At 69.6% G+C, this 23237-nt stretch carries 26 protein-coding genes; 14 read left to right on the forward strand and 12 right to left on the reverse strand.

Annotated features, from left to right (window positions below; all coding sequences use genetic code 11):
• Positions 1-16 precede the first annotated feature (16 nt).
• Positions 17-268, forward strand: a complete 252-nt coding sequence (locus DCD74_RS09160) for a DUF6582 domain-containing protein (RefSeq protein WP_112927044.1) — start codon at positions 17-19, stop codon at positions 266-268.
• 5 nt (positions 269-273) lie between these two features.
• Here the strand turns inward: DCD74_RS09160 and fghA are convergent, their stop codons facing one another.
• The 5 genes from fghA to yihA all read right to left on the reverse strand — a co-directional run bounded on the left by fghA (position 274) and on the right by yihA (position 4784).
• Complete coding sequence (fghA, locus tag DCD74_RS09165; protein WP_112927772.1) at positions 274-1107, reverse strand: S-formylglutathione hydrolase; 834 nt, start codon at positions 1105-1107, stop codon at positions 274-276.
• A gap of 58 nt (positions 1108-1165) precedes the next feature.
• Positions 1166-2299, reverse strand: coding sequence for an S-(hydroxymethyl)glutathione dehydrogenase/class III alcohol dehydrogenase (locus DCD74_RS09170; protein WP_112927045.1), 1134 nt, complete (start codon positions 2297-2299; stop codon positions 1166-1168).
• A 14-nt stretch (positions 2300-2313) separates the two neighbouring features.
• The gene (locus DCD74_RS09175) at positions 2314-2595 is read right to left on the reverse strand and encodes a metal/formaldehyde-sensitive transcriptional repressor (RefSeq protein WP_112927773.1); all 282 of its coding nucleotides are present in this window, start codon (positions 2593-2595) and stop codon (positions 2314-2316) included.
• A 119-nt stretch (positions 2596-2714) separates the two neighbouring features.
• Entirely contained in the window at positions 2715-4079 is a 1365-nt protein-coding gene (locus DCD74_RS09180) for a glutamate--cysteine ligase (protein WP_112927046.1), read from the reverse strand.
• Between the two features lie 69 nt (positions 4080-4148).
• Positions 4149-4784 (reverse strand): ribosome biogenesis GTP-binding protein YihA/YsxC, encoded by a 636-nt coding sequence (gene yihA / locus DCD74_RS09185; RefSeq protein ID WP_112927774.1) that lies wholly within the window; start codon positions 4782-4784, stop codon positions 4149-4151.
• Between the two features lie 121 nt (positions 4785-4905).
• Between yihA and DCD74_RS09190 the strand changes: the two genes are divergently transcribed.
• The 4 genes from DCD74_RS09190 (at position 4906) to DCD74_RS09205 (ending at position 8190) form a co-directional block, all read left to right on the forward strand.
• Positions 4906-5856, forward strand: coding sequence for a c-type cytochrome (locus DCD74_RS09190; protein ID WP_112927047.1), 951 nt, complete (start codon positions 4906-4908; stop codon positions 5854-5856).
• 132 nt (positions 5857-5988) lie between these two features.
• Positions 5989-6633 (forward strand): thiol:disulfide interchange protein DsbA/DsbL, encoded by a 645-nt coding sequence (locus DCD74_RS09195; RefSeq protein ID WP_162615963.1) that lies wholly within the window; start codon positions 5989-5991, stop codon positions 6631-6633.
• A gap of 46 nt (positions 6634-6679) precedes the next feature.
• Positions 6680-7423 carry a thiol:disulfide interchange protein DsbA/DsbL gene (locus DCD74_RS09200; RefSeq protein ID WP_112927049.1) on the forward strand — a complete coding sequence of 248 codons (744 nt, stop codon included), beginning with the start codon at positions 6680-6682 and terminating at the stop codon, positions 7421-7423.
• Between the two features lie 5 nt (positions 7424-7428).
• Positions 7429-8190 carry an endonuclease/exonuclease/phosphatase family protein gene (locus tag DCD74_RS09205; RefSeq protein WP_237049577.1) on the forward strand — a complete coding sequence of 254 codons (762 nt, stop codon included), beginning with the start codon at positions 7429-7431 and terminating at the stop codon, positions 8188-8190.
• Positions 8191-8196: 6 nt separating this feature from the next.
• Here DCD74_RS09205 and DCD74_RS09210 read toward each other — a convergent pair whose 3' ends face one another.
• Positions 8197-8997, reverse strand: a complete 801-nt coding sequence (locus DCD74_RS09210; RefSeq protein WP_112927050.1) for a sulfite exporter TauE/SafE family protein — start codon at positions 8995-8997, stop codon at positions 8197-8199.
• 41 nt (positions 8998-9038) lie between these two features.
• Between DCD74_RS09210 and DCD74_RS09215 the strand changes: the two genes are divergently transcribed.
• Genes DCD74_RS09215 through DCD74_RS09225 form a run of 3 tightly spaced genes read left to right on the forward strand, consistent with a single transcriptional unit; the run spans position 9039 to position 12728 of the window.
• Positions 9039-11051 carry a lytic transglycosylase domain-containing protein gene (locus DCD74_RS09215; protein WP_112927051.1) on the forward strand — a complete coding sequence of 671 codons (2013 nt, stop codon included), beginning with the start codon at positions 9039-9041 and terminating at the stop codon, positions 11049-11051.
• A gap of 55 nt (positions 11052-11106) precedes the next feature.
• On the forward strand, positions 11107-11484 hold the full coding sequence (locus tag DCD74_RS09220; RefSeq protein ID WP_112927776.1) for a PH domain-containing protein: 378 nt from the start codon (positions 11107-11109) through the stop codon (positions 11482-11484).
• Positions 11485-11495: 11 nt separating this feature from the next.
• The gene (locus tag DCD74_RS09225; RefSeq protein ID WP_112927777.1) at positions 11496-12728 is read left to right on the forward strand and encodes a multifunctional CCA addition/repair protein; all 1233 of its coding nucleotides are present in this window, start codon (positions 11496-11498) and stop codon (positions 12726-12728) included.
• 6 nt (positions 12729-12734) lie between these two features.
• Here DCD74_RS09225 and DCD74_RS09230 read toward each other — a convergent pair whose 3' ends face one another.
• From DCD74_RS09230 to DCD74_RS12695, 3 genes are read right to left on the reverse strand one after another with little or no spacing between them, the layout of a single operon-like run.
• A complete protein-coding gene (locus DCD74_RS09230; protein WP_112927052.1) occupies positions 12735-13133 on the reverse strand; it encodes a VanZ family protein in 399 nt (132 codons plus the stop codon).
• Positions 13133-14356: a class I SAM-dependent methyltransferase gene (locus DCD74_RS09235; RefSeq protein ID WP_237049578.1), complete on the reverse strand. Its 1224-nt coding sequence runs from the start codon at positions 14354-14356 to the stop codon at positions 13133-13135. Before DCD74_RS09235 ends, DCD74_RS09230 begins: the two co-directional genes overlap by 1 nt.
• A 37-nt stretch (positions 14357-14393) precedes the next feature.
• Complete coding sequence (locus DCD74_RS12695) at positions 14394-14537, reverse strand: hypothetical protein (protein WP_162615964.1); 144 nt, start codon at positions 14535-14537, stop codon at positions 14394-14396.
• Between the two features lie 114 nt (positions 14538-14651).
• Between DCD74_RS12695 and DCD74_RS09240 the strand changes: the two genes are divergently transcribed.
• The gene (locus DCD74_RS09240) at positions 14652-15404 is read left to right on the forward strand and encodes a pteridine reductase (RefSeq protein WP_112927054.1); all 753 of its coding nucleotides are present in this window, start codon (positions 14652-14654) and stop codon (positions 15402-15404) included.
• Between the two features lie 18 nt (positions 15405-15422).
• Here the strand turns inward: DCD74_RS09240 and folK are convergent, their stop codons facing one another.
• The 3 genes from folK to tsaD are packed head-to-tail and all read right to left on the reverse strand — an operon-like array spanning position 15423 to position 17340.
• A complete protein-coding gene (gene folK, locus DCD74_RS09245; RefSeq protein WP_112927055.1) occupies positions 15423-15932 on the reverse strand; it encodes a 2-amino-4-hydroxy-6-hydroxymethyldihydropteridine diphosphokinase in 510 nt (169 codons plus the stop codon).
• A 4-nt stretch (positions 15933-15936) separates the two neighbouring features.
• Positions 15937-16296, reverse strand: a complete 360-nt coding sequence (gene folB, locus DCD74_RS09250; RefSeq protein WP_112927056.1) for a dihydroneopterin aldolase — start codon at positions 16294-16296, stop codon at positions 15937-15939.
• Between the two features lie 9 nt (positions 16297-16305).
• Positions 16306-17340, reverse strand: coding sequence for a tRNA (adenosine(37)-N6)-threonylcarbamoyltransferase complex transferase subunit TsaD (tsaD, locus tag DCD74_RS09255; protein ID WP_112927057.1), 1035 nt, complete (start codon positions 17338-17340; stop codon positions 16306-16308).
• 109 nt (positions 17341-17449) lie between these two features.
• On the opposite strand from tsaD, the gene rpsU reads away from it, so the two are divergent.
• From rpsU to DCD74_RS09280, 5 genes are all read left to right on the forward strand, one after another.
• The gene (rpsU, locus tag DCD74_RS09260) at positions 17450-17665 is read left to right on the forward strand and encodes a 30S ribosomal protein S21 (RefSeq protein WP_056134345.1); all 216 of its coding nucleotides are present in this window, start codon (positions 17450-17452) and stop codon (positions 17663-17665) included.
• Between the two features lie 107 nt (positions 17666-17772).
• On the forward strand, positions 17773-18219 hold the full coding sequence (locus DCD74_RS09265; RefSeq protein WP_112927058.1) for a GatB/YqeY domain-containing protein: 447 nt from the start codon (positions 17773-17775) through the stop codon (positions 18217-18219).
• 110 nt (positions 18220-18329) lie between these two features.
• Positions 18330-20069 (forward strand): DNA primase, encoded by a 1740-nt coding sequence (gene dnaG / locus DCD74_RS09270; protein ID WP_112927059.1) that lies wholly within the window; start codon positions 18330-18332, stop codon positions 20067-20069.
• A 93-nt stretch (positions 20070-20162) separates the two neighbouring features.
• On the forward strand, positions 20163-22139 hold the full coding sequence (locus tag DCD74_RS09275; protein WP_112927060.1) for a S9 family peptidase: 1977 nt from the start codon (positions 20163-20165) through the stop codon (positions 22137-22139).
• A 47-nt stretch (positions 22140-22186) separates the two neighbouring features.
• Complete coding sequence (locus DCD74_RS09280; protein WP_112927061.1) at positions 22187-23236, forward strand: YeiH family protein; 1050 nt, start codon at positions 22187-22189, stop codon at positions 23234-23236.
• Position 23237: the final 1 nt, after the last annotated feature.

The raw sequence follows: 23237 nt of genomic DNA on the forward strand, positions 1-23237 counted from the left end.
GAGCGGAGTTGCCGCCATGACCACCCTGGATACCCGGCATCGCGATGCGATGGACGATGACGCGTTCGCCTTCCCGAAGGAACGCAAGCTGCCGTTCCACGACGCTTCACACGTGCGCAATGCGGTCGCGCGCTTCGACCAGGTCGAGGATGTCAGCGATGCCGAGCGCGACACGGCATGGAAGCGCATCGAGGCCGCCGCACGCAGGCACGGCGTCACCCTCTCCGAAAGCGGCTGGCGCGAACTCGGCAAGCCGCGCGGCGAATGAAATGATCAACCGCGCAGTGCGGCCGCGTGATGCGCGATGTGCTCGCCGATGAAGCTGGCGATGAAGTAGTAACTGTGGTCGTAGCCGGCGTGGAGGCGCAGGTCGAGCGGATGCCCGTGCGCGGCGCAGGCCGCTTCCAGCAGCTCCGGCATGAGCTGGGTGGCTAGGAATTCATCGGCACCGCCCTGGTCCACCCGCAGCGGCAGCCGTTCGGCAAGGTCGCTTTCGACCAGCGCCACCGCGTCGTGTGCCTTCCATGCCTCACGGTCGTCACCGAGATAGGCGGCGAATGCCTTCTCGCCCCAAGGCGCCTGCGCGGGCGCGACGATCGGCGAGAACGCCGACACGCTGCGATAGCGACCGGCGTGGCGCATCGCCAGGGTCAAGGCACCGTGCCCGCCCATGGAATGGCCGGAGATCGCGCGCGCATCGGTGGCCGGAAACTGCGCTTCGATCAGCGCCGGCAGTTCGCGGACGATGTAGTCCTCCATGCGGAAGTGCGCGGACCACGGCGACTGCGTGGCATCGACATAGAAACCCGCGCCCTGGCCGAGGTCATAGCCCTCGGCATCGGGCATATCGGGGCCGCGCGGACTGGTGTCGGGCGCGACGATGACCACGCCATGTTCGGCGGCGAAGCGCTGCGCGCCGGCCTTGGTGATGAAGTTCTGCTCGCTGCAGGTCAGGCCGGACAGCCAGTACAGCACCGGGCATGGCGCATGTTCGGCCTGCGGCGGCAGGTAGATGCCGAAGCGCATGTCGCAATCCAGCGCGGTTGAATGATGCTTCCAGACTTCCTGCCAGCCGCCGTGACTGGCGTGGCGTTCGATGCGTTCGATCATGGCTTGAGGTTCCGTGTAGGGAGGCGCGACCTTCCGCCGGTGGCGATGCGTCTTCTCAGTAATGCACCACGCTGCGTATCGACTTGCCTTCATGCATCAGGTCGAAGGCTTCGTTGATGTCGTCCAGCGGCATGGTGTGGGTGACGAACGGCGCCAGTTCGATGTCGCCGCGCATCGCGTCTTCCACCATGCCCGGCAGCTGCGTGCGGCCCTTGACGCCGCCGAACGCGGTACCCATCCACTTGCGGCCGGTCACCAGCTGGAACGGACGCGTGGAAATTTCCTGCCCCGCGCCGGCAACACCAATAATCACCGACTGGCCCCAGCCACGATGCGCGCATTCCAGCGCCGCACGCATCACGTTGACGTTGCCGATGCATTCGAAGGAATGATCCACGCCCCAGCCGGTCATCTCGACGATCACCTGCTGCACCGGCGCATCGAAATCCTTCGGGTTGACGCAGTCGGTGGCGCCGAACTGCTTGGCCATCTCGAACTTCGACGGGTTGGTGTCGATGGCGATGATGCGGCCGGCCTTGGCCTGGCGCGCGCCCTGGATCACCGCCAGCCCGATGCCACCGAGGCCGAACACCGCGACCGAATCCCCTTCCTGCACCTTCGCCGTGTTGTGCACCGCGCCGATGCCGGTGGTCACGCCGCAGCCGAGCAGGCAGACGTGCTCCGGGTTGGCATCGGGGTTGACCTTGGCCAGCGAGACCTCGGCGACCACCGTGTATTCGCTGAAGGTGCTGCAGCCCATGTAGTGGAACAGCGGCGCGCCGTTGTGCGAGAAGCGCGTCGTGCCGTCCGGCATCACGCCCTTGCCCTGCGTCGCGCGCACGGCGGTGCACAGGTTGGTCTTGCCGGACTTGCAGAACAGGCACTCGCCGCACTCGGCGGTGTAGAGCGGGATGACGTGGTCGCCCGGCTTCACGCTGGTCACGCCCTCGCCCACATCGACCACGATGCCCGCGCCTTCGTGGCCGAGCACGACCGGGAACAGGCCTTCCGGATCATCGCCGGACAGCGTGAACGCGTCGGTGTGGCAGACGCCGGTATGGGTGATGCGCACGCGAACTTCGCCGGCTTTCGGCGGCGCGACGTCGATCTCGACGATCTCCAGCGGCTGGCCGGCGGCGAAGGCGACGGCGGCGCGTGATTTGAGGGTCTTGCCGGTGGTGTCGGTCATGGCGGGTCCTTGCGTCATTTCAGATAGGAACGGATCAGGTCGGAGGCTTCGGCGATGGCGGCGTCCATCCGCGCATCGGCCGCGATACCCGGCGCCGGCAGGAAGGTCTCGCGCAGATGGCCTTCCAGCACATCGCGCATCAAGCCGTTGACACCACCGCGCATCGCCGCGAGCTGCTGCAGCACCTCACCGCAGGTCGCGCCCTCGGCGATCACCCGCTCCAGCGACTCGGCCTGGCCACGGATCTTGCGCAGCCGGGTGATCGCCTTCTTCCGGTCTTCGGGACTCTGCGGCACCGCCACCTCCAAATACTGGGGGGGAGTATATGGAGGACGCGTATGGAAGTCACGCCGCGAAGCGGTCGCGCGGGCTTCATCAGGAATATGGGGTGCAGGCGTCGCGACGCCTGCCGGATTCAGTACGCGAACTCGCGGAACACGCGGTCGATGTCGCCCTTCCACTCGCCGTGGAACAGCGCCAGTTTGCGGTCGGCGGCGGTCTGCCCGCTCTCGGCCATCTCGATGAGTTCGTTGAGGAAGGCGGATTCGTCCTGCCCGCTCGCATTGCGGCAGGCGCGGCGCTGCAGGCCGGCCACGGAGATCTTCAACGCCTCGACCGCCAGCTCGCGCACGGTCGCGCCACGGAACGGCAGCTTCAACGCATGCTTCGGCACGCCGTCGCGCAGGGCGTGGCGTTCTTCCAGGGTGAAGTCGCGGACCAGGTCCCAGGCGGCGTCGAGCGCGGCATCGTCATACAGCAGGCCGACCCAGAACGCCGGCAGCGCGCAGATGCGGCCCCACGGGCCGGAATCGGCGCCGCGCATCTCCAGGTACTTCTTCAGCCGCACTTCCGGGAACGCCGTGGTCATGTGGTCGTTCCAGTCGCGCAGGGTCGGCAGCGCGCCGGGCAGCACGTCCAGTTCGCCGCGCAGGAACCTGCGGAACGACTTGCCGGCGGCGTCGACGTATTCGCCGTCGCGGTACGAGAAGTACATCGGCACGTCGAGCAGGTAGTCGACGTAGCGCTCGTAGCCGAAGCCGTCCTCGAACACGAAATCGAGCATGCCGGTGCGCCCGGCATCGGTATCGGTCCAGATGTGCGAGCGGTAGCTCCGGTAGCCATTCGGCCGGCCGTCGGTGAACGGCGAGTCGGCGAACAGCGCGGTCGCCACCGGCTGCAGCGCCAGCGAGACGCGGAACTTCTTCACCATGTCCGCTTCGGTCGCGTAATCCAGGTTGACCTGCACGGTGCAGGTGCGGGTCATCATGTCGAGGCCGAGCGAACCGACCTTCGGCATGTACTCGCGCATGATCTTGTAGCGGCCCTTCGGCATCCACGGCATCTCGTCGCGCCGCCACTTCGGCTGGAATCCCATGCCGAGGAAGCCCAGGCCCAGTTCGTCCGCGACCTCGCGCACTTCGCGCAGGTGGCCGCCGACTTCGCGGCAGGTCTGGTGGATGGATTCAAGCGGCGCGCCGGAGAGTTCCAGCTGGCCGGCCGGCTCCAGCGTCACCGAGGCGTTGTCGCGGGTCAGCGCGATCAGCTGGCCGTGTTCCTCGTAGGGCGCCCAGCCGTAGCGGGTCAGCCCACGCAGCAGCGCGCCGATGCCGCGGTCGCCCTCGTAGGTGGGCGGGCGCAGGTCGTCGAGGCGGAAGCCGAACTTCTCGTGCTCGGTGCCGATGCGCCAGTCGGCCTTCGGCTTCTCGCCGGAGGCAAGCACCTCCACCAGCTGGTGGCGCTCGGTGACCGGGGTGTCGTTGGAGGCGGAAGGGCCGGACATGGGCGGCTCGCTGGAGGGATAAGGGAAGTTATGGGCGGACGTCGCGCCGGGCAAGGCCGCCGGCCCCGCTCATCCGCCCGGCTTGGCCTTGGCCGCCGTGGCCAGCTGCAGCCAGCCGGCAAGCAGGGCCCGCGCCTCGTCCACGCCCTGCTTGGATTCGCCGGAGAACACCTGGGCGGAAATCGAATCGGAGAAATTGCGCAGCAGCTCGTTGCGGACCTGCTGCAGGGTGTTGAGCGCCGCGCCGCGCGAGAGCTTGTCGGCCTTGGTCAGCAGCGCATGCGCCGGCAGCCCACGCTCGAAGGCGTAACCGAGCATCTGCAGGTCGTAATCCTTGAGCGGGTGGCGGATGTCCATCACCACCACCAGCCCGGCCAGCGATTGCCGGGTCTCGAAATACTGGGCGATGAAGGCCTGCCAGTGCTCCTGCATCTCCTTCGGCACCTTGGCGTAGCCGTAGCCCGGCAGGTCGACCAGGTGGGTGTCGAGGAAGGGCGGCATGTCGAAGTACACCAGCTGCTGGGTGCGTCCCGGGGTCTTGGAGACGCGCGCCAGCGCGTTCTGCTGGCAGATGGCGTTGAGCGCGCTGGACTTGCCGGCGTTCGAACGGCCGGCGAAGGCGACCTCCAGCCCGCCTTCGGGCGGCAGCTGCCGCGGCGTGTGGGCGGACAGCAGATAGCGGGCACGGGCAAAGGGATTCGACATGGGCATAGGATGACACGGCCCCGCCGCCCGGGCCCGCCGTTTGACCGTGCGCCCGCGCCGCCCCGATAATCCCCCGGTTACGACGCCCGCCTGTCGCGCGCGTCATCTGTCGGAGCTCCACATGCGCAACGCCCGCCTCTATGGCATCGCTGGTCTGGCCGTCCTGGCCGCCGCCGCGGTGGCCGTCGCCCAGACCACCGTGACCCCGCTGCCGGAATCCGCACCGGCCGAGACCGCGCCGATCGCCGCCCCGGCGGCCGATGCCGTCGCCGAGCTGGCCAAGACCCATTGGGGCGATGCCCAGAACGGTGCCGCCAAGGCCGGCGCCTGCGCCGCCTGCCACGGTCTGGACGGCAACGCCATGCAGCAGGGCGCGCCGCGCATCGCCGGCATGCCGGAGCGCTACGTCGCCCGCCAGCTGGCCCTGTTCAAGTCCAACCACCGCACCACCGGCCTGGCGCCGCTGATGAAGCCGTTCGCCGATGCGCTGTCCGCCCAGGACATGCGCGATGTCGGCGCGCACTACGCCAACCAGCGCAGCGGCGCCGGCGTGGCCAGCGACGTCGAGATCACCGATGCGGACAGCGCCTACAAGGGCCAGCCGTTCTTCAAGCCGGGCCAGGACCTGTACCGCACCGGCGACGCCAAGCGCGACATCCCCGCCTGCTTCGCCTGCCATGGCCCGAGCGGCTCCGGCAACCCGGGCCCGGCCTATCCGCACCTGGGCGGCCAGGACGCGGCCTACGTGACGCGCCGCCTGCAGGAATACCGCGCCGGCAAGACCACCGAGCCGAACCCGCACCAGTTCAAGCAGATGGCCGTCATCGCCAAGCACCTGAGCGACGAGGAAATCCAGTCGCTGGCCAACTACCTGCAGGGCCTGCATGCCAGCGCCGACAACGCCACCCCGGCCCAGATCGCCGCCGTGCGCGCTTCCGGCACGCTGCCGGCCGCGCCGGGCCTGCCCGCCCCGATCGGCGCGCCGCAGCCTGTCGCCGCACCGGCAGCCGCGGCACCGGCCACCGAGGCAGCGCCGGCCGCCGAGGCGCCTGCCGCCGCACCGACCCACTGAGCCATGCCTGCGGGAACTCTCCGCCCGGCCCACGGTCGAAACTGCTCTCCTTGATTGTTGCGCCAGCCTCCGGGCTGGCGTTTCTTTATCCGCAACTCACCTTCCGCCGCCTATCGTAGGCCCGCCATGACGATGACCCGACACCTCTTCTTCGCCACCTTGACCCTGTTCGCGCTGCTGTTCGCCGGCGCCACCCACGCGCAGTCGCGCCCCGCGCCGCTGGTCGAGGGCGAGGACTACGTGACCATCGCCCAGGGCATCCCCTTCGCCCAGGCCAAGGGCAAGGTGGAGATCGCCGAGGTGTTCGGCTACTGGTGCCACCACTGCAACGACTTCCAGCCGATGGTCGATGCGTGGAAGCCGCGCCTGCCGGCCGGCGTCGATTTCGTCTACGTGCCGGCCACCTTCGATCCCGAAGACCCGTTCGCCCGCGCCTACTTCGCCGCCCGCGCGCTCAAGCTGCCGCCGCGCGTGCACAACGAGCTGTTCCGCGCCATCCACGCCGACCGCTCGCTGCCGATGAACGCCAGCGACCGCGAGCTGGCCGATTTCCACAGCCGCTACGGCGTCAGTGCCACCAAGTTCCTGGAAACCATGAATTCGCGCGGCGTGGCGGCGCAGATGCGCTGGGCACGCAAGTTCATCGAGACCAGCGGGGTGCAGGGCACGCCGACGCTCATCGTGGCCGGCAAGTACCGCGTGCTCGGCCGCACCAAGCAGGACATGCTGCGCATCGCCGCCCAGCTGGCGGCACAATTGCGTACGACGCGCCCCTGAGGCCGCATCCCCACTCCCTCTTCCCCATTCCCACGGAGACCGCGCCATGAAGCGCCACCTGCCGCTCATCCTGCCCTTCCTGATGCTTGCCGCCTGCAACAAGCCGGCCGAAGCCCCCGCCGCCGATGCACCGGCCGCCACCACCGACGCCCCGGCCACTGACGCGGCCGCCGGCAGCGATGCCGCCAGCCAGCCAGCCGCACCGGCCGAGATGGGCATGAAGGCCGATCTGGTCGAGGGCACCGACTACGTCTCCATTCCCAATGGCCAGCCGCTGCAGCCGCTCGACGGCAAGGTGGAAGTGGTCGAGGTGTTCGCCTACTGGTGCGGCCACTGCGCGGCGTTCGAGCCGAGCGTGGAGGCGTGGAAGGCCAAGCAGCCTGACTACGTCCGCTTCACCCCGATCCCGCTGTCGGGCGGCGCCAATGACACGATGGCGCGCGTCTACTACGCCGCCGAAACCACCGGCCTGCTGGGCAAGGTGCATCCGCTGATGTTCGACGGCATCCACGCCGCGCAGGCGATCGCGCCGAATGCCAATGCCGACGCGATCCTGGCCTACCTGGGCAAGAAGGGTGTCGACACCAAGACGTTGGGCGAGGCGATGAACAGCTTCGCGATGTCCGCGCGCCTGGGCCAGGGCCTGCAGTTCGCGCAGCGCAGCGGCGTGGAAGGCACCCCGACGCTGGTGGTCAACGGCAAGTACCGCGTGCTCGGCAAGAGCCACGACGAGCAGCTCAAGATCACCAACGCGCTGATCGCGCGCGAGCACGCGGCGGGCGCGCAGTAAGCGACGTGGCGTCGAGGCGCCTCCGGCTGTTGTCGGCCAATATCCAGGCCGGCTCCAGCACCCGCCGCTACAGCGACTACGCGACCCGCAGCTGGTCGCACGTCACGCCGCTGGGCGGCAAGCGCGGCGCACTCGACGCCATCGCCGACCTCGCCAGCCGGCACGACATCGTCGGCCTGCAGGAGGCCGACCCCGGCAGCTTCCGCTCCGGCTTCACCAACCAGACCCATTACGTCGCCAACCGCGCCGGTTTCGCGTTCTGGACGCACCAGCCCAACCGCAGCGTCGGCGGGGTGGCGTCCAGCGCCAACGGCCTGCTCAGCCAGATGGAGCCGGTCGAGGTCTTCGACCACCCGCTGCCCGGCCGGGTGAAGGGCCGCGGCGTGCTGGTCGGGCGCTTCGGGCAGGGCGATGGCGGCCTGCTGGTCGCGGTCGCGCATCTGTCGCTGGGTGCGCAATCGCGGCTGGCGCAGCTCGCCTTCATCGCCGAGGTGCTGTCGGATGCACCGAACGCGGTGCTGATGGGCGACTTCAACTGCCTGGCGACGCAGCCGGAAATGGAAGTGCTGTATCGCCACACCCGGCTTCAGCCTCCGGACTGCGACGTCCACACTTTCCCTTCGTGGCGTCCGCAGCGCGCCATCGACCATGTATTGACCACCGACAGCATCGGCTGCAGCACGCGCGCGGCGGTGCCGGCAGCGGCATCCGACCACCTCGCGTTGTCGGTGGAGCTGGATATTCCCGAAGACGCACTCAGGCGCTGACGGCGCTCAGAGCAGCAGGCTGGTGCCGACCGCCAGCAGGAACAGCGCGAACACCCGCTTCAACGCCGGCCCGCTGATGGCATGGGCGATGCGGGTGCCGAGCGGCGCGGCCAGGATGGAAGCCAACGCCACGCAGATCGCCGCCGGCAGGTAGACGTAGCCGATGGCATGCGCCGGCAGCACGCCCGCCGGCGCATTCAAGGCATACCCGAGCGCGCTCGACAGGCCGATGAAGACCCCGCAGGCCGACGAGGTGCCGACCGCGCGCACCGGCGCCACGCCACGCCAGGTCAGCAGCGGCACGGTCATGCTGCCGCCACCGATGCCGACCAGCGCCGACACCCCGCCGATCACGCCACCGGCCGCGCTCATCGCCGGGCCGCGTGGCACCAGCCGTGCATCGCCCGCATCTCGTGGTTTCGCCAACAACATCTGCGCCGCCGCGACCAGGCAGTAGCCGGCCACGCCCCAGCGCAGCCATCGCCCATCCAGCCCCACCGCGAACCGGCTGCCCAGCCAGCCACCGATGAGGATGCCGGGCACCATCCATGCCACCGTCGCCCACAGCACGCTGCCGCGCCGTGCATGCGCGCGCGCCGAACTCATCGCGGTGAATACGATGCTGGCCAGCGACGTCGCCAGCGCGGCGTGCATCGCCGCTTCCTGCGGGATGCCCTGCATCGGCAGCAGCCAGGCCAGCGCGGCGACCAGCACCAGCCCGCCGCCGACGCCCAGCAGGCCGGCCAGCACGCCGGCGATCGCACCCAGCGCGAGATAGGCCGGCAGCGCCAGCGGATCCAGCGGCATCGCGTCATCCTGATTCAGAAAACCGCCGCTATAGTCGGGTCATGCGATGGCATGCGTCCACTCTGCTGCTGTGCATCTCGCTCGGCGGCGGTTGCGCCGGGCACGGTGACGTCCCGCCCAAGGTGCGCGATGCCGAAGCCGAACGCCCCGTCGCCACGCCCGAGACCGCACGCGACCGCAGCGATGCCGCACTGGCCGCCGCCATCGAGGCCGGCAGCCGCGGCGAACTGGACGCCGCGATGCTCGCCACGCTGCGCACCCATCCCGCCATCGCCTGGGCCGAATACGCACGCCTGCGCCGCGACATCGACATCCTCGCGCCGGGACAGGCCGACGCCTTCCTCGCCACGCATCCCGATGACGCTGTCGGCGCAGCCTTCCGCGAGGACTGGCTGGCCGCACTCTCGCGCCGCCAGGACTGGACGCGCTTCATGGCCGCGTGGAAGCCGGGCATCGAACGCGCCCCGCTGCGTTGCATGGCGCTCAACGCCCGCGCGCACGCCGCGCCGCCCGATGCCGCTTGGCGGCAGGACATCCGCCGGCAATGGCTGAGCGGCAAGCCGGACACCGCCGCCTGCGCCCCGGCCTTCGAGGCCTGGCAGGCGCAGGGCGGGCTGGATGACGCGCTGCGCCGGCAACGCATCGACCTCGCCATCACCGAGAACCAGCCGGGCGTGCTGCGCCAGGCAGCCGCCGGCCTGCCCGACGCCGAACGCGCGCAGATGCTCGCCTATGCCGACGCGCTGACCGGCAAGTTGGGCGATGCGGCATCCCAGTGGCCACGCGATGCCCGCAGCCGCACCGTCGTCACCGCCGCGCTGGTGGCGATCGCGAAGAAGTCGCCCAGCGACGGCGAAACCGCGCTGGCGAAATTTGCGCCACTGTTCGAACTGAGCGATGCCCAGCGCGGCCGCGTGCTGTACGAAGTCGCGCTGCAGTCCGCCGCTTCCTACGAACCCGACGCGGCCCGCCGCCTCGCCGCCGTCCCCGACGCCGCCTACGACGAACGCCTGCACACGCTGCGCATCCGCGAGGCGATGACGCGCCGCGACTGGGACGGCGCTCTCGCCGCCCTGCGTCGGATGCCCGCCGACCTGCGCGACAACGCGCAATGGCGTTATTTCGATGCACGGCTGACTGAACTCTCCGGTGGCGACAAGGCACGGGCCCGCGCGCTGTACGCAGAGGCCGCGAAGGCGCCGGAGTTCCACGGCTTCCTCGCCGCCGACCGCATCGGTGCGCCCTACCCGCTGTGCCCGTGGACGCCGCAGGTGCAGCCCGGCGTGCAGGCGGAAGTCGCCGCGATGCCGGCCCTGCAACGCGCCTTCGCGCTCTACCGCATCGACCGCCGCGACTGGGCGATGCGCGAATGGAACGACGCGCTCAAGGGCCTGGATGCCGAACGCCGCCGCATCGCCGTGGCGCTGGCGCAGGACAGCGGCTGGTTCGACCGCGCGGTCTTCAACTTGGCCCGAGACGACAAAAACGAGCTCCGCCTCTACGACCTGCGCTTCCCGCTGCATCACGTCGAGGCGATCAACGGCGCCGCCAAGCGCAACGGCATCGACCCGGCGTGGATCGCCGCCGAGATCCGCGCCGAAAGCATCTTCGACCCGCAGGCGCGTTCCGCCGCCAACGCGATGGGCCTGATGCAGGTGCTGCCGGCCACCGGCCAGGCCACCGCGGAGAAGGCGGGTCTGCCGTGGCAGGGCGCGCAGTCGCTGTACGACGCCGACACCAACATCGCGATCGGCAGCGCCTACCTGCGCGAGATGCACGACACCTGGGGCGACCTGCCGCACGCCATCGCCGCCTACAACGCCGGGCCAACCGCCGCGCAGCGCTGGCGCACGCAACGCCCCGACTTCGACCCCGACCTGTGGATCGAGACGATCAGCTACAAGGAAACGCGCGAATACGTGGCGCGCGTGCTCGCCTTCAGCGTGCTCTACGACTGGCGGATGCGCGGCGACGCGCTGCGCGTGTCCGACCGCATCGCCGGCAGGACGGATGGCCAACGCGTGCGCTTCGCCTGCCCGCAGTCCGCGCGCTGACGGCTGCGCGCGGCGCGCGGCTTACACTGGCCGCTCATCGTTCGAGGACACGCGCATGGGACTGATCGACAGCCTGCTCGGCCACGCCGGCGAAGCACCGGTGGCCAAGCTCCAACCCGAACTGCAGGCGCTGCTGGCCGAAGGCGAGCAGGTCGAAGCCGCCTTCGCCTTTGTGCGCGACATGATCGTGTTCACCGACCGCCGCCTGGTGCTGATCAACAAGCAGGGCGTGACCGCGAAGAAGGTGGAATACCGCAGCATTCCCTATCGCAGCATCGTCATGCATTCGCTGGAAACCGCCGGGCATTTCGACCTGGAATCCGACTTCAAGCTGTGGCTGTCCGGCCAGCCCGCGCCGATCGAACTCAAGCTCGGGCGCGGCGAAGGCTCGACCCGGCTGGTCGCCCTGCTGGCGCAGCACATGCCGCGCTGATTGCGATGTCGATGCGGACGTATCTCGTCGGCGGCGCGGTGCGCGATGCATTGCTCGGCCTCGCGCCGGGCGACCGCGACTTCGTCGTCGTCGGCGCGACGCCTGGGGCGATGCTTGAAGCCGGCTTCCGGCAGGTGGGCCGCGATTTCCCGGTCTTCCTGCATCCCGACACCGGCGAGGAGCATGCGTTGGCCCGCACCGAACGCAAGTCCGGGCGCGGCTATACCGGCTTCGTGGTGCATGCCGCGCCGGACGTGACACTGGAGGAGGATCTCGCCCGCCGCGACTTCACCCTCAACGCGATCGCGCGTGATGAAGCGAGCGGTGAACTGGTCGATCCGTTCGATGGCGTCGGCGACATCGAACGGAAAGTGCTGCGCCACGTCGGCCCCGCCTTCGACGAGGATCCGCTGCGCGTGCTGCGCGCGGCACGCTTCATGGCCCGCTTCGCGCCGCTCGGCTTCACCGTGGCGCCGGAGACGATGGCGCTGATGCGCTCGATGGTCGCGAGCGGCGAACTGCAAACGCTCACCCCCGAGCGCGTCTGGCAGGAACTCGCCCGCGCGCTGCGCAGCGAAGCGCCTTCCGCCTTCCTGCGCACGCTGCACGACTGCGGTGCGCTGGCCGTGGTGCTGCCCGAGGTCGATGCGCTCTACGGCGTGCCGCAACGCGCCGAATACCACCCGGAAGTCGATACCGGCGTGCATGTCGAACTGGTCTGCGACATGGCCGCGCGGCTGGCGCCGGGCGACGACCTGGTCGGTTTCGCCGCGCTCACCCACGATCTCGGCAAGGCGCTGACACCGGAAGGCGATCTGCCGAAGCATGTGATGCACGAGCAACGCGGCCTCGCGCCACTCGCCACGCTCTGCGACCGGCTGAAAGTGCCGAACGAGCATCGCCAGCTGGCCGCGATCGCCTGCGCCGAGCATCTCAACGTGCATCGCATCGCCGAGCTGAAGGATGCGACGGTGCTGAAGCTTTTCGAGCGTTGCGATGCCTTCCGCAAACCGGCACGCATCCGGCAACTCGCCACCGTCTGCGAAGCCGACAAGCGCGGCCGCACCGGCCTTGAAGATGCGCCCTATCCGCAGGGCGTGGAACTGCAGCGTCTGTTTGCCGCCGCCTGCACGGTGAAGGCGAACGACGTGGCGGCCGGGCTCAGCGGCACCGCCGTCGGCGAAGCGATGCGCAAGGCGCGGACGCGGGCGATCGGCCTGGCGCGCGGCGAAACCCGCAGCTGACGCGGCTCAGCGGCCGCCGTCGAGCTTCAACAGCAGATCGCGCAAAGAGGTGAACCCAGTGGTGAAGCCGGCCAGCACGCCCAGCGTGTTGGCCAGCGCATCGGCGCGTTCGGCGCTGCGGCCAACGTGCATCCACGCCTGCAGCCATTCCAGCCCGATGCCGAGCCCGCAGAGCAGCAGCGCCATCGCCACCCATGACGCGCGGCGTGCGTAGAGTTGCACCGCGCCCGCCATCAGCAGGAAGTAGCCGCTGAAGTGCAGCAGCTTGTCGTGCGTCATCGGCGCCGACGGCAAATCGCCCGGCGGCAGCAGCGAACCGGCGACGACCGCCGCCACGCCCAGCATCCACAACGCTGACCACAGCCACGGCCGGCGGAACGCCTTCAACGAACGTCCCACGCGCATCAGAGGCGCCAGCTCATGTCGCCGGCGATGAAGGCGTGTTCGAACTCCACGCCGCGCTCGAAGCCGATGAACTGGAAGCGCTCGCCCATCGCCTCGGGCACGGTCAGCTGCCGCGTTTCGTGGCGCAAACGCAGCCGCGCGACTTCGTCCTTCGCCTTCTCCTCGGCTTCGGCCAGGCGCTTGTCCAGCCCGTTGCCGAGCAGGAACACCGCCTGCGTGGCGTAGCCGGACAGGTCGAAACCGGCATTGGTGCCGGCCTCGGCCAGCGCGGTGAAATCGACCGAGGCGGTGATGTCCTGCAGGCCCGGGTATTGCATGACATTGGGCACCACGTGGTGCTGGCGGAACGCGCGCAGCGTGCCTTCGTCGCGCCACGCGCCGTAGTACTCGCGGCGCACGTAGCCGTAGTCGCAGAACAGCAGCGCGCCGCGGGTGAGCCGGCCGATCACCGCCTGCACCCAGTACGGCAGCTGCGGCAGGATCTCCGAGCGGTAGCCGGGTGCGAACGGCGCGTCGAGCGCGGCTTCCACATGCTTGACCGCGGCCAGCAGCATCGCGTCGGCATCGTGCTGGGTGAAGAGGAAGCCGCCGTCGGCATAGCTCGACACGTATTCCTCGCGCACTTCGCCTTCCTCGCCGATCACGAAGCGCGAGGTCGGCAGCGCGTCGATCACTTCGTTGGCGAAGACCACGCCCTGCCATTCATCCTCGATCGGTCCATCCAGCCATTCGACCAGCTCGAACAGCGGCGGGACCAGGCGCTCCTGCAGCCGTTCGCGCTGGCGCACACGCAGATCCGCGCTGGGTTCGAGGATCGCGTAGCGCGCCGGCAGCGCATCCAGCGCCATCAGCCGCTTCAACGTCACTACGGCAAAGGCACCGCTGCCGGCGCCGATCTCCATGAACTGCGCGTCCTCGCCGATCTGCTGCAGCACCGGCGCCAGCGCATCGGCCACGCAGGCGGCAAACAGCGGCCCCAGCTCGGGCGCGGTGATGAAGTCGCCGGCGGCGCCGAACTTGGTCGCGCCGGCGCTGTAATAGCCCAGGCCCGGCGCGTAGAGCGCCAGTTCCATGAAGCGGGAAAACGGAATCGCGCCGCCATGCGCGGCGATCTCCTCGCGGATCAGCGCTTCGAGCCTGGCGCTGTGCGCGCGGGCATCGGCATCGGGCGGCGGCAGGGTCTCGGTCATGCGGGCACGTTCAAGGCGCGGGCGTGCCAGCATACCCGCGCCCGTGGCGGCGCCCCGTCGCCAGGCGCGGCTACTTGCGGCCGCGTTCCTCGTCGCGCATCTGCTTGCGGATGAAGGCGCGCACGACGAACGGCATGCCGATCAGGATGATCCCGCCGATGATCGTCAGCCAGCCCACCGGCTTCTGCAGCATTTCAACCCATACCGGATGCATGGTCCCCTCTCCCTTGGTAGATGCGCCCAGCATGCGCGAACGCGGGCGGCGGCATTTGATCGCGCTCAAATCCGGGCGAAATGGGCGCGATGCGGCTTCGGTTAGCATCGCCGCATGAGCACGCCCGCCCCTTCCGAACGCCCCGTCGCGCTGGTCACCGGCGCCGCCCGGCGCATCGGCGCCGCGATCAGCCGGACGCTGCACGCCGCCGGCTTCGACATCCTCCTGCACCACCACGCCAGCGCCGGCGAAGCCGAAGCGCTCGCCGCGGAGCTCAACGCGACCCGCCCCGGCAGCGCCCACGCGCTGGCCGCCGACCTGCGCGACTTCGACCGCATCCCCGAACTCGTCGCGCAGTGCATCGGCCACTTCGGGCGGCTCGACGCGCTGGTCAACAACGCCTCGGCCTACTACGCCACGCCGTTCGGCACGGTCACCCCGGCGCAGTGGGACGAGCTGTTCGCGGTCAACGTGCGCGCGCCCTTCTTCCTCGCCCAGGCCGCCGCGCCGCACCTGGCCTTTCGCGGCGGTGCCATCGTCAATCTGGTCGATGCCTATGCGGAGAAACCGCGCGCCGACATCAGTGTCCACGCCGGCTCCAAGGCCGCGCTGGCCGGCATCACCCATGCGCTGGCGGTGGAACTGGCGCCGAAGGTGCGGGTCAACGGCGTCGCCCCCGGCGCGATCCTGTGGCCGGAGGACGGCATCGACCCGGCCCTGCAATCCGCGCTGATCGAACGCACGCCGCTGGCCCGCGCCGGCACGGCGGAGGAAGTGGCCGAAGCGGTGCGCTGGCTGCTGCAGGACGCGACCTACCTGACCGGCGAAATCCTGCGGCTGGATGGCGGCCGCAACGCGCTGGGCTGAGTCGTCCGCGGCCGGGAACTAGAAGCCGCCCGCCTCGACATCCACCACTTCGGCGGGCGTACCGAAGTCCGGATGCGCGCACCAGGCCTCATCGACCGTGCGGCCCTGCCCGGCGATGACCGCGTCCGGCGCGATGTCCGCCAGCGGCCGCAGCACGAAGGCGTGCTTCAGCTCCGGGCGCGGCAGCTGCAGATGGCCTTCGCCGGTCAGTTCCAGCGCGTCGTAGAGCACCAGGTCGATGTCGATGTTGCGGTCGGAGAAGCGCGGCCCGCTGCGGTCGCGGCCGGCGGCGTCCTCGTAGGCGTGCAGCCAGGCGTCGAGCGCCTGCGGGTCGAGGCGGGTCTCGACGATGGCGGCGGCGTTGAGGAAATCCGCGCCCTCGAAACCCACCGGAGCGGTGCGGTAGACCGGCGAGAAACGCACCTCGCCGAAACGCCCGCGAAGCGCCGAGAACGCCAGCGCCAGGTTCATTTCCGGGTCGATGTTGCTGCCCAGGCTCAGGTACGCGCGATGCCAGCCGGCGTCCATCGCGTCAGGCCGGCTTCGTGCCACGTTCTATGACGACGCCGACCGCGCGCGAGCCGGTGACCGCACCCGGCTTCGACAGTTTCAGCCGCACCCAGGCCACGCCGAATTCCTCACGGATGATCGCGGCGCAATGCTCGGCCAGCGATTCCACCAGCCCGAAGCTGGACGCGCCGACATAGGCGATCAGCCGCTTCGACACCGCCTTGTAGTCGAGCGTGTCGGCGATCTCGTCGCTGGACGCCGGCACGCGGTTGTCGAAGGCCATCTCGATGTCGAGCACCACTTTCTGGGTGATGGTGCGCTCCCAGTCGTAGATGCCGATGACGCACTCGATCTCGAGCGCTTCGATGAAGACGATATCCATGCGCGAAGGCTAGGCGGGTTGCCCGGCGGCTTCAACCACCGGCAGCGTCGCCATGTCCCAGCGCGGGGTGACGTGTACGCCGAGGTCCGACTGCTGCCCGGCCGCGAGCCGCAGCGCACCGGCGTAGGCGATCATCGCGCCGTTGTCGGTGCACAGCGCCGGCCGCGGGAAGGCCACGCGGCCGCCACGCTTCTCCGCCATCGCCTGCAGCTTCGCGCGCAGGCGCTTGTTGGCACCCACGCCACCGGCCACCACCAGCGTGTCGCAGCCGGCCGCGTCCAGTGCGCGTTCGCACTTGATGGCGAGCGTGTCCACCACCGCGTCCTCGAACCCGCGCGCGATGTCCGCACGCGTCGCCTCGTCCTGGTCGCTGGCCTTCCACGCCATCAGCACCTGGGTCTTCAGGCCGCTGAAACTGAAATCCAGCCCGGGCCGGTCGGTCATCGGCCGCGCGAACTTGAACCGGCCGGGCGTGCCGATTTCCGCCAGCGCGGCCAGCTGCGGCCCGCCCGGATACGGCAGGCCCATCAGCTTGGCGGTCTTGTCGAAGGCTTCGCCGGCGGCATCGTCCAGCGTTTCTCCGAGCAGGCGGTAGTCGCCGATCGCCTTCACATCGACCAGTTGCGTGTGCCCACCGGACACCAGCAGCGCGACGAAGGGCGGCTGGGCGGCCGCGTCTTCCATCAGCGGGGCCAGCAGGTGGCCTTCCATGTGGTGGATGCCGATGGCCGGCACGCCCAGGCCCCAGGCCGTGGCCCGCGCCGCCGCCGCGCCGACCAGCAGCGCGCCGACCAGCCCCGGGCCGGCCGTGTAGGCCACGCCGTCGATGTCGCCGAGCGCTATGCCGGCCTCGTCCAGGGTCTGCCGGACCAGCGGCAGCAGCTTGCGCACGTGGTCGCGGCTGGCCAGTTCCGGCACCACGCCGCCGTATTCGGCGTGCAGGGCGATCTGGCTGTAGACCGCGTGGGCCAGCAGGCCGGCGCCGGTGTCATAGACCGCCACGCCGGTTTCGTCGCAGGACGTTTCGATGCCGAGGACCTTCATCCCGCCAGCTTACCGTCTCCCGCGCCCCGGGTTGCATGACCGGGGGGCATGCCATTACCATACGCGGCTCACCCGGTCTTGCCGACCGGTCCGCCAGACAGAGATTCCTATGCCCAGCGTCAAAGTTCGCGAAAACGAGCCCTTCGAATTTGCCCTGCGTCGTTTCAAGCGCACCTGCGAGAAGGCCGGCGTCCTCGCCGAGACCCGCAAGCGCGAGTTCTACGAGAAGCCGACCCAGGAACGCAAGCGCAAGGCTGCGGCCGCGGTGAAGCGTCAGGCGCGTCGTTCGTCGCGCGACGTCACCAAGCGCCAGCGCCTGTACTGATCCCTGCCGCGCGCCGATGGCGCGCGAGCTGCAGCGATGCGCTCCACGAAGCCGGCCCGCAAGCCGGCTTTTCGTGTTTGCATGACCCGAGAAACCAAGGAATCCGCATGTCCCTCAAGACCCAGCTTACCGATGACATGAAGGCCGCGATGAAGGGCGGCGACAAGCCGCGCCTGGCGGTCATCCGGCTGATCAACGCCGCGATCAAGCAGAAGGAAGTGGACGAGCGCATCGAGCTGGACGACGCCGCCGTGCTCGCCGTGCTGGAGAAGATGGTCAAGCAGCGCAAGGACTCAATCACCCAGTTCGAGGCCGGCGCCCGCGAGGACCTGGCCCAGGTCGAGCGCGACGAGATGGCCGTCATCGAAACCTATCTCCCGGAAAAGATGGACGAGGCCAGCATCCTGGCTGCCATCGACGCCGCCATCGCCCAGACCGGCGCCAGCGGCCCGGCCGACATGGGCAAGCTGATGGGCGTGCTCAAGCCGCAGCTGGCCGGTCAGGCCGACATGGGCCTGGTGTCGAAGCTGATCAAGCAGAAGCTGGCCGGCTGAGCCCCGCGCGCCGCCGGCATACTGTCGCCATGGGCGCGAAGCACGCCACCGCAGACCGGGCACGCGCCGCCGCGCAACGCGTCAGCGTGCCCGCGCCGGGGGCCTGAGCCATGGCGCGCATCCCCGACGCCTTCATCGACGATCTCCTCGCGCGGTCCGACATCGTCGAGATCGTCGGCGCGCGGGTGCCGCTGAAGAAACAGGGCCGCGAGTATTCGGCGCGTTGCCCGTTCCACGACGAGCGCTCGCCGTCGTTCACCGTCTCGCCGACCAAGCAGTTCTACCACTGCTTCGGCTGCGGCGCGCACGGCACGGCGATCAGCTTCCTGATGAATTACGAGCGGCTGGAATTCCTCGACGCGGTCGAGGAACTGGCCAAGCGCGCCGGCATGGAAGTGCCGCGCGAGACCACGCAGAAGAACGCCAACCCGGAGACCCAGCCGCTGTTCGCCGCGCTGGAGGCGACCGAGCGCTTCTTCCGCCAGCAGCTGGCGCAGGATGCGGGCGCGCGGGATTACCTGGATGGCCGTGGCGTCTCGGCGGCGACCCGCGAGCGCTTCGGCATCGGTTACGCGCCGGCGGGTTTTTCCGCGCTCAAGGACGCGCTCGGCACCGACCCGCGCCGCCTGCAGCTGCTGGAAAAGGCCGGCATGTTCTCGCGCAACGACCGCGGCCACGTCTACGACAAGTTCCGCCACCGCATCATGTTCCCGATCCACGACCGCCGCGGCCGGGTGATCGCGTTCGGCGGGCGCGTGCTGTCCAAGGATGATTCGCCGAAATACCTCAACTCGCCGGAAACCCCGCTGTTCCACAAGGGCCGCGAGCTGTACGGGCTGTGGCAGGTGCGGCAGGCGAACCAGAAGATCGCGCGGCTGATCGTGGTCGAGGGTTATATGGATGTCGTCGCGCTCGCCGAGCACGGCATCGACGAGGCCGTCGCCACGCTCGGCACCGCGACCACGCCGGACCACGCCGAGCTGCTGTTCCGCAACGCGCCGGATGTCTATTTCTGTTTCGATGGCGATGCGGCCGGCCGCCGCGCCGCGACCCGCGCGATGGAATCCGTGTTGCCGCGCATGAAAGATGGCCGCCAGGCGTTCTTCCTGTTCCTGCCCGATGGCGAAGACCCGGATTCGCTGGTCCGCAGCGAAGGCGCCGACGGCTTCGACAGCCGCCTGCGCGACGCGACGCCGCTGTCGAAATTCTTCTTCGACGAACTCTCCCGCGACGTCCAGCTGCACACACTCGAAGGCAAGGGCCGGCTGGCCGAACGCGCCAAGCCGCTGCTGGCGCAGATCCCGGACGGTGCCTTCGGCGACCTGATGCGCCAGCGCCTGACCGAGATCACCGGCGTCGGTGCCCGCGACGCCGCGCCGCAGACGCATGTGCCCACCCAGCGCGCCCACGCCCAGGCCGCCGCCAGCGCCACCCCGCGCCGCAGCCTGGTCCGCAGCGCCATCACCCTGCTGCTGCAGCAACCGTCGCTGGGGCTGGAGGCGGCGATGCCCTACGTCTTCGCCGGCCTGCGCCAGCCGGGCGTCGAGCTGCTCACCGAATTGCTGGATGTGGTGCAGATGCGCCCGGACATCTCCACCGGCGGGCTGCTGGAACTGTTCGCCGAACGCGAGGAAGCCGCCTCGCTGCAGAAACTCGCCGGCATCAGCCTGCCGGGCGATGCCGCCAGCTGGCAGGCGGAATTCGACGACGTGCTGGCGCAGCTGGAGAAGCAGACGCTGCAGCAGCGCATCGACGAGCTCACCCTGCGGATGCGCGAAGTCGGCAGCGTCGGCATGTCGGCCGGCGAGAAGGACGAGCTGCGCGAGCTGCAGGCCCGCATCCGCGCCTGAACACGCGGGGTCGCCGCCGGCCGTGACTTCCGGCCCGGACCCGCGCCGCCCGATCCGGGTAACCTCGGGGCAGTCCACGACCCCGGAGCCGACATGCGACCCGTCCCGACCCTGCTGGCCGCCGCGCTGGCCATCGCCGCCCTGCCCGCGTTTGCCCAGGCGCCCGCCGCCGCGCAACGCACCGTGGCCGGCAACCGCACCAGCGAGAACATCCCGGCCATCCCGCCCGCGCTGATCGAGCAGCTCAACCGCTACCAGAACACCCGCGGCGCCGGCATCGAAGGCTGGACCACCGACGGCTGCCTGATCGTCTCCACGCGCTTCGCCGAAACCGCGCAGGCGCACCGCGTCTGCCAGCCGCTGGGCATGCGCGAGCAGCTGACGTTCTATCCGGAGCCGGTCGCCGGCATCGCCGTCGCGCCGGCGCAATCGCCGCGCAAGGGCTTCGTCTTCGCCAAGGACAAGGGCGGCGACGAGTTCAGCCAGCTCTACTGGTTCGACCTGGCCAGCCGCGATGTGCAGCTGCTCTCCGACGGCAAGCGCAGCCAGAACGGCGGCCCGGTGTTCAGCGACAACGGCCGCTGGCTGGCCTATGCCGGCACCGGCCGCAACGGCAAGGACCGCGACATCTACCTGCGCGACATGCAAAGCGGCGAAAGCCGGCGCGTGCTGGAGACCGAGGGCAGCTGGAGCGCGCTCGGCTTCTCGCCGGACAACACGCTGTTGCTGGTGATGCGTTATCTCTCGGCCAGCGACAGCCGCCCGGGCGTCATCGATGTGGCCAGCGGCAAGCTGACGATGTTCCCGGTCGATGGCGGCACCGCGTCGTTCGGGCGCTTCGCCTTCTCGCCGGACGGCAAGGGCGTCTATTTCATCTCCGACGAACCGCTCGACGGCGTGCCGCAGGAGTTCAAGTCGCTGCGCTTCCATGACATCGCCGCCAACAAGGTCAGCCGCGTCGGCCCGGCGATCAACTGGGATGTGCAGGGTTTCGACATCAGCCCCGATGGCCGCGCGCTGGCCTATACCAGCAACGAGGACGGCATCACCCAATTGCGCGTGCTGCAGCTGCCTTCCCTGCGCGAAGTGGCGCTGCCGCAGCTGCCGGTCGGGGTGATTTCCGGCGCGGCGTTCTCGCCCGACGGCAAGCGGCTGGCGGTCACGCTCAACAGCGCGACCTCGCCCAGCGACGTGCACGTGATCGACCTGGCCGGCAAGCGCGCCACGCGCTGGACGCAGAGCGAAGTCGGCGGGCTGGACGCTTCGAAGTTCGTCGCGCCCACGCTGGTCCGCTACCCCACCTTCGACCAGGTCGATGGCAAGGCCCGCACCATCCCGGCGTTCTATTACCGGCCGGCGAAGGCGCAGGGCAAGCTGCCGGTGATCATCAACATCCACGGCGGGCCGGAGGCGCAGTCCTACCCGACCTTCAACCCGACCGCGCAATTCCTGGCCAACGAGATGGGCGTGGCGATGCTGGTGCCCAACGTGCGCGGCTCCAGCGGCTACGGCAAGACCTACCTGTCGCTGGACAACGCGGAGAAGCGCGAGGACTCGGTGCGCGACATCGGTGCCCTGCTCGACTGGATCGCCCAGCAGCCGGAGCTCGACGCCTCGCGCGTCGGCGTGATGGGCGGCAGCTACGGCGGCTACATGGTGCTGGCCTCGCTGCAGCACTATGCCGAGCGGATCAAGGCGGGTATCGACGTGGTCGGCATTTCCGACTTCACCACCTTCCTCAACAACACCGAGAGCTACCGCCGCGACCTACGCCGCGCCGAATACGGCGACGAGCGCGACCCGGCGATGCAGGCGGTGTTCGAACGCATCTCGCCGCTGAAGAACGCGCACAAGATCAAGTCGGCGCTGTTCGTGGCGCAGGGCAAGAACGACCCGCGCGTGCCGTGGACCGAGGCCGAGCAGATCGTGAAGGCGGCGCGCGCCAACGGCGGGCCGGTCTGGTACCTGCTCTACGACGATGAGGGCCACGGCTTCCGCAAGAAGGGCAACAGCGATTACTTCAACGCGGCGAGCATGCAGTTCTGGCAGACCTACCTGTTGAAGGACTGAGCCGCCCGGGCGGGCGATAATCCGCGCTTTCGCCCGCCCGTGCCGCCATGACCGCAACGACCACCGGCTCCTCCGCCGCCCGCTGGAAGGCCCGCGTGCCCGGCCTGCTGTTCGCCGCGGCGATCGGCCTCGGCAGCATGCTGGCCGCGCGCCTGCCGGCGTTGCAGGCGATGGGCGTGAGCGCGCTGCCGCTGGCGATCGTCGTCGGCATCGTCATCGGCAACACGCTGTTCCCGCGCATCGCCGCGCCGATGGGCGCGGGCGTGGACTATGCGAAGGCGATGCTGCTGCGGGCGGGCATCGTGCTGTTCGGCTTCCGGCTCACCTTCCAGGACATCCTGGGCGTGGGACTGGGCGGCATCGTCATCGCCTGCGTCATCGTAGCCAGCGCGTTCCTGCTCGCGGTATGGCTGGGCCAGCTGCTGAAGATGGATGCCGAGACCGCGATGCTGGTCGGCGCCGGCGCCTCCATCTGCGGCGCGGCGGCGGTGATGGCGGCCGAGCCGGTGGTGAAGGCGCAGGCGCACAAGGTCTCGGTGGCGGTGGCGACGGTGGTGGTCGGCGGCACGGTGGCGATGTTCCTCTACCCCGTGCTGTATCCATGGCTGCAGTCGATGTTCGGCTTCGATGCGCACGCCTACGGGCTCTACGCCGGCTCGACCATCCACGAAGTCGCGCAGGTGGTGGTGGCCGGGCGCGCGGTCGGCGAGGCGGCGGCCAACACGGCTGTGATCGAGAAGATGATCCGGGTGATGCTGCTGGCGCCGTTCCTGCTGGTGCTCTCGGCGTGGATGCGCGCGAAGTCGGGCGATGCCACGGCGAAGTCGAAGCTGGTGATCCCGTGGTTCGCGGTGCTGTTCATCGCGGTCGGCGCGTTCAACTCGCTGCACCTGCTGCCGAAGGCGACGGTCGACGCGCTGCTGCTCATCGACACCTTCCTGCTGGCCACGGCGATGGCCGCGCTGGGCCTGCGCACGCACATCGGCGCGATCCGCCAGGCCGGGGTGAAGCCGCTGCTGCTGGCGGGCCTGCTGTTCGCCTACCTGCTGGTGGGCGGGCTGGCGATCAACATCGGGGTGACGCGCCTGCTGGGCTGAG

The organism is Lysobacter oculi (assembly GCF_003293695.1).
GTDB lineage: Bacteria > Pseudomonadota > Gammaproteobacteria > Xanthomonadales > Xanthomonadaceae > Solilutibacter > Solilutibacter oculi.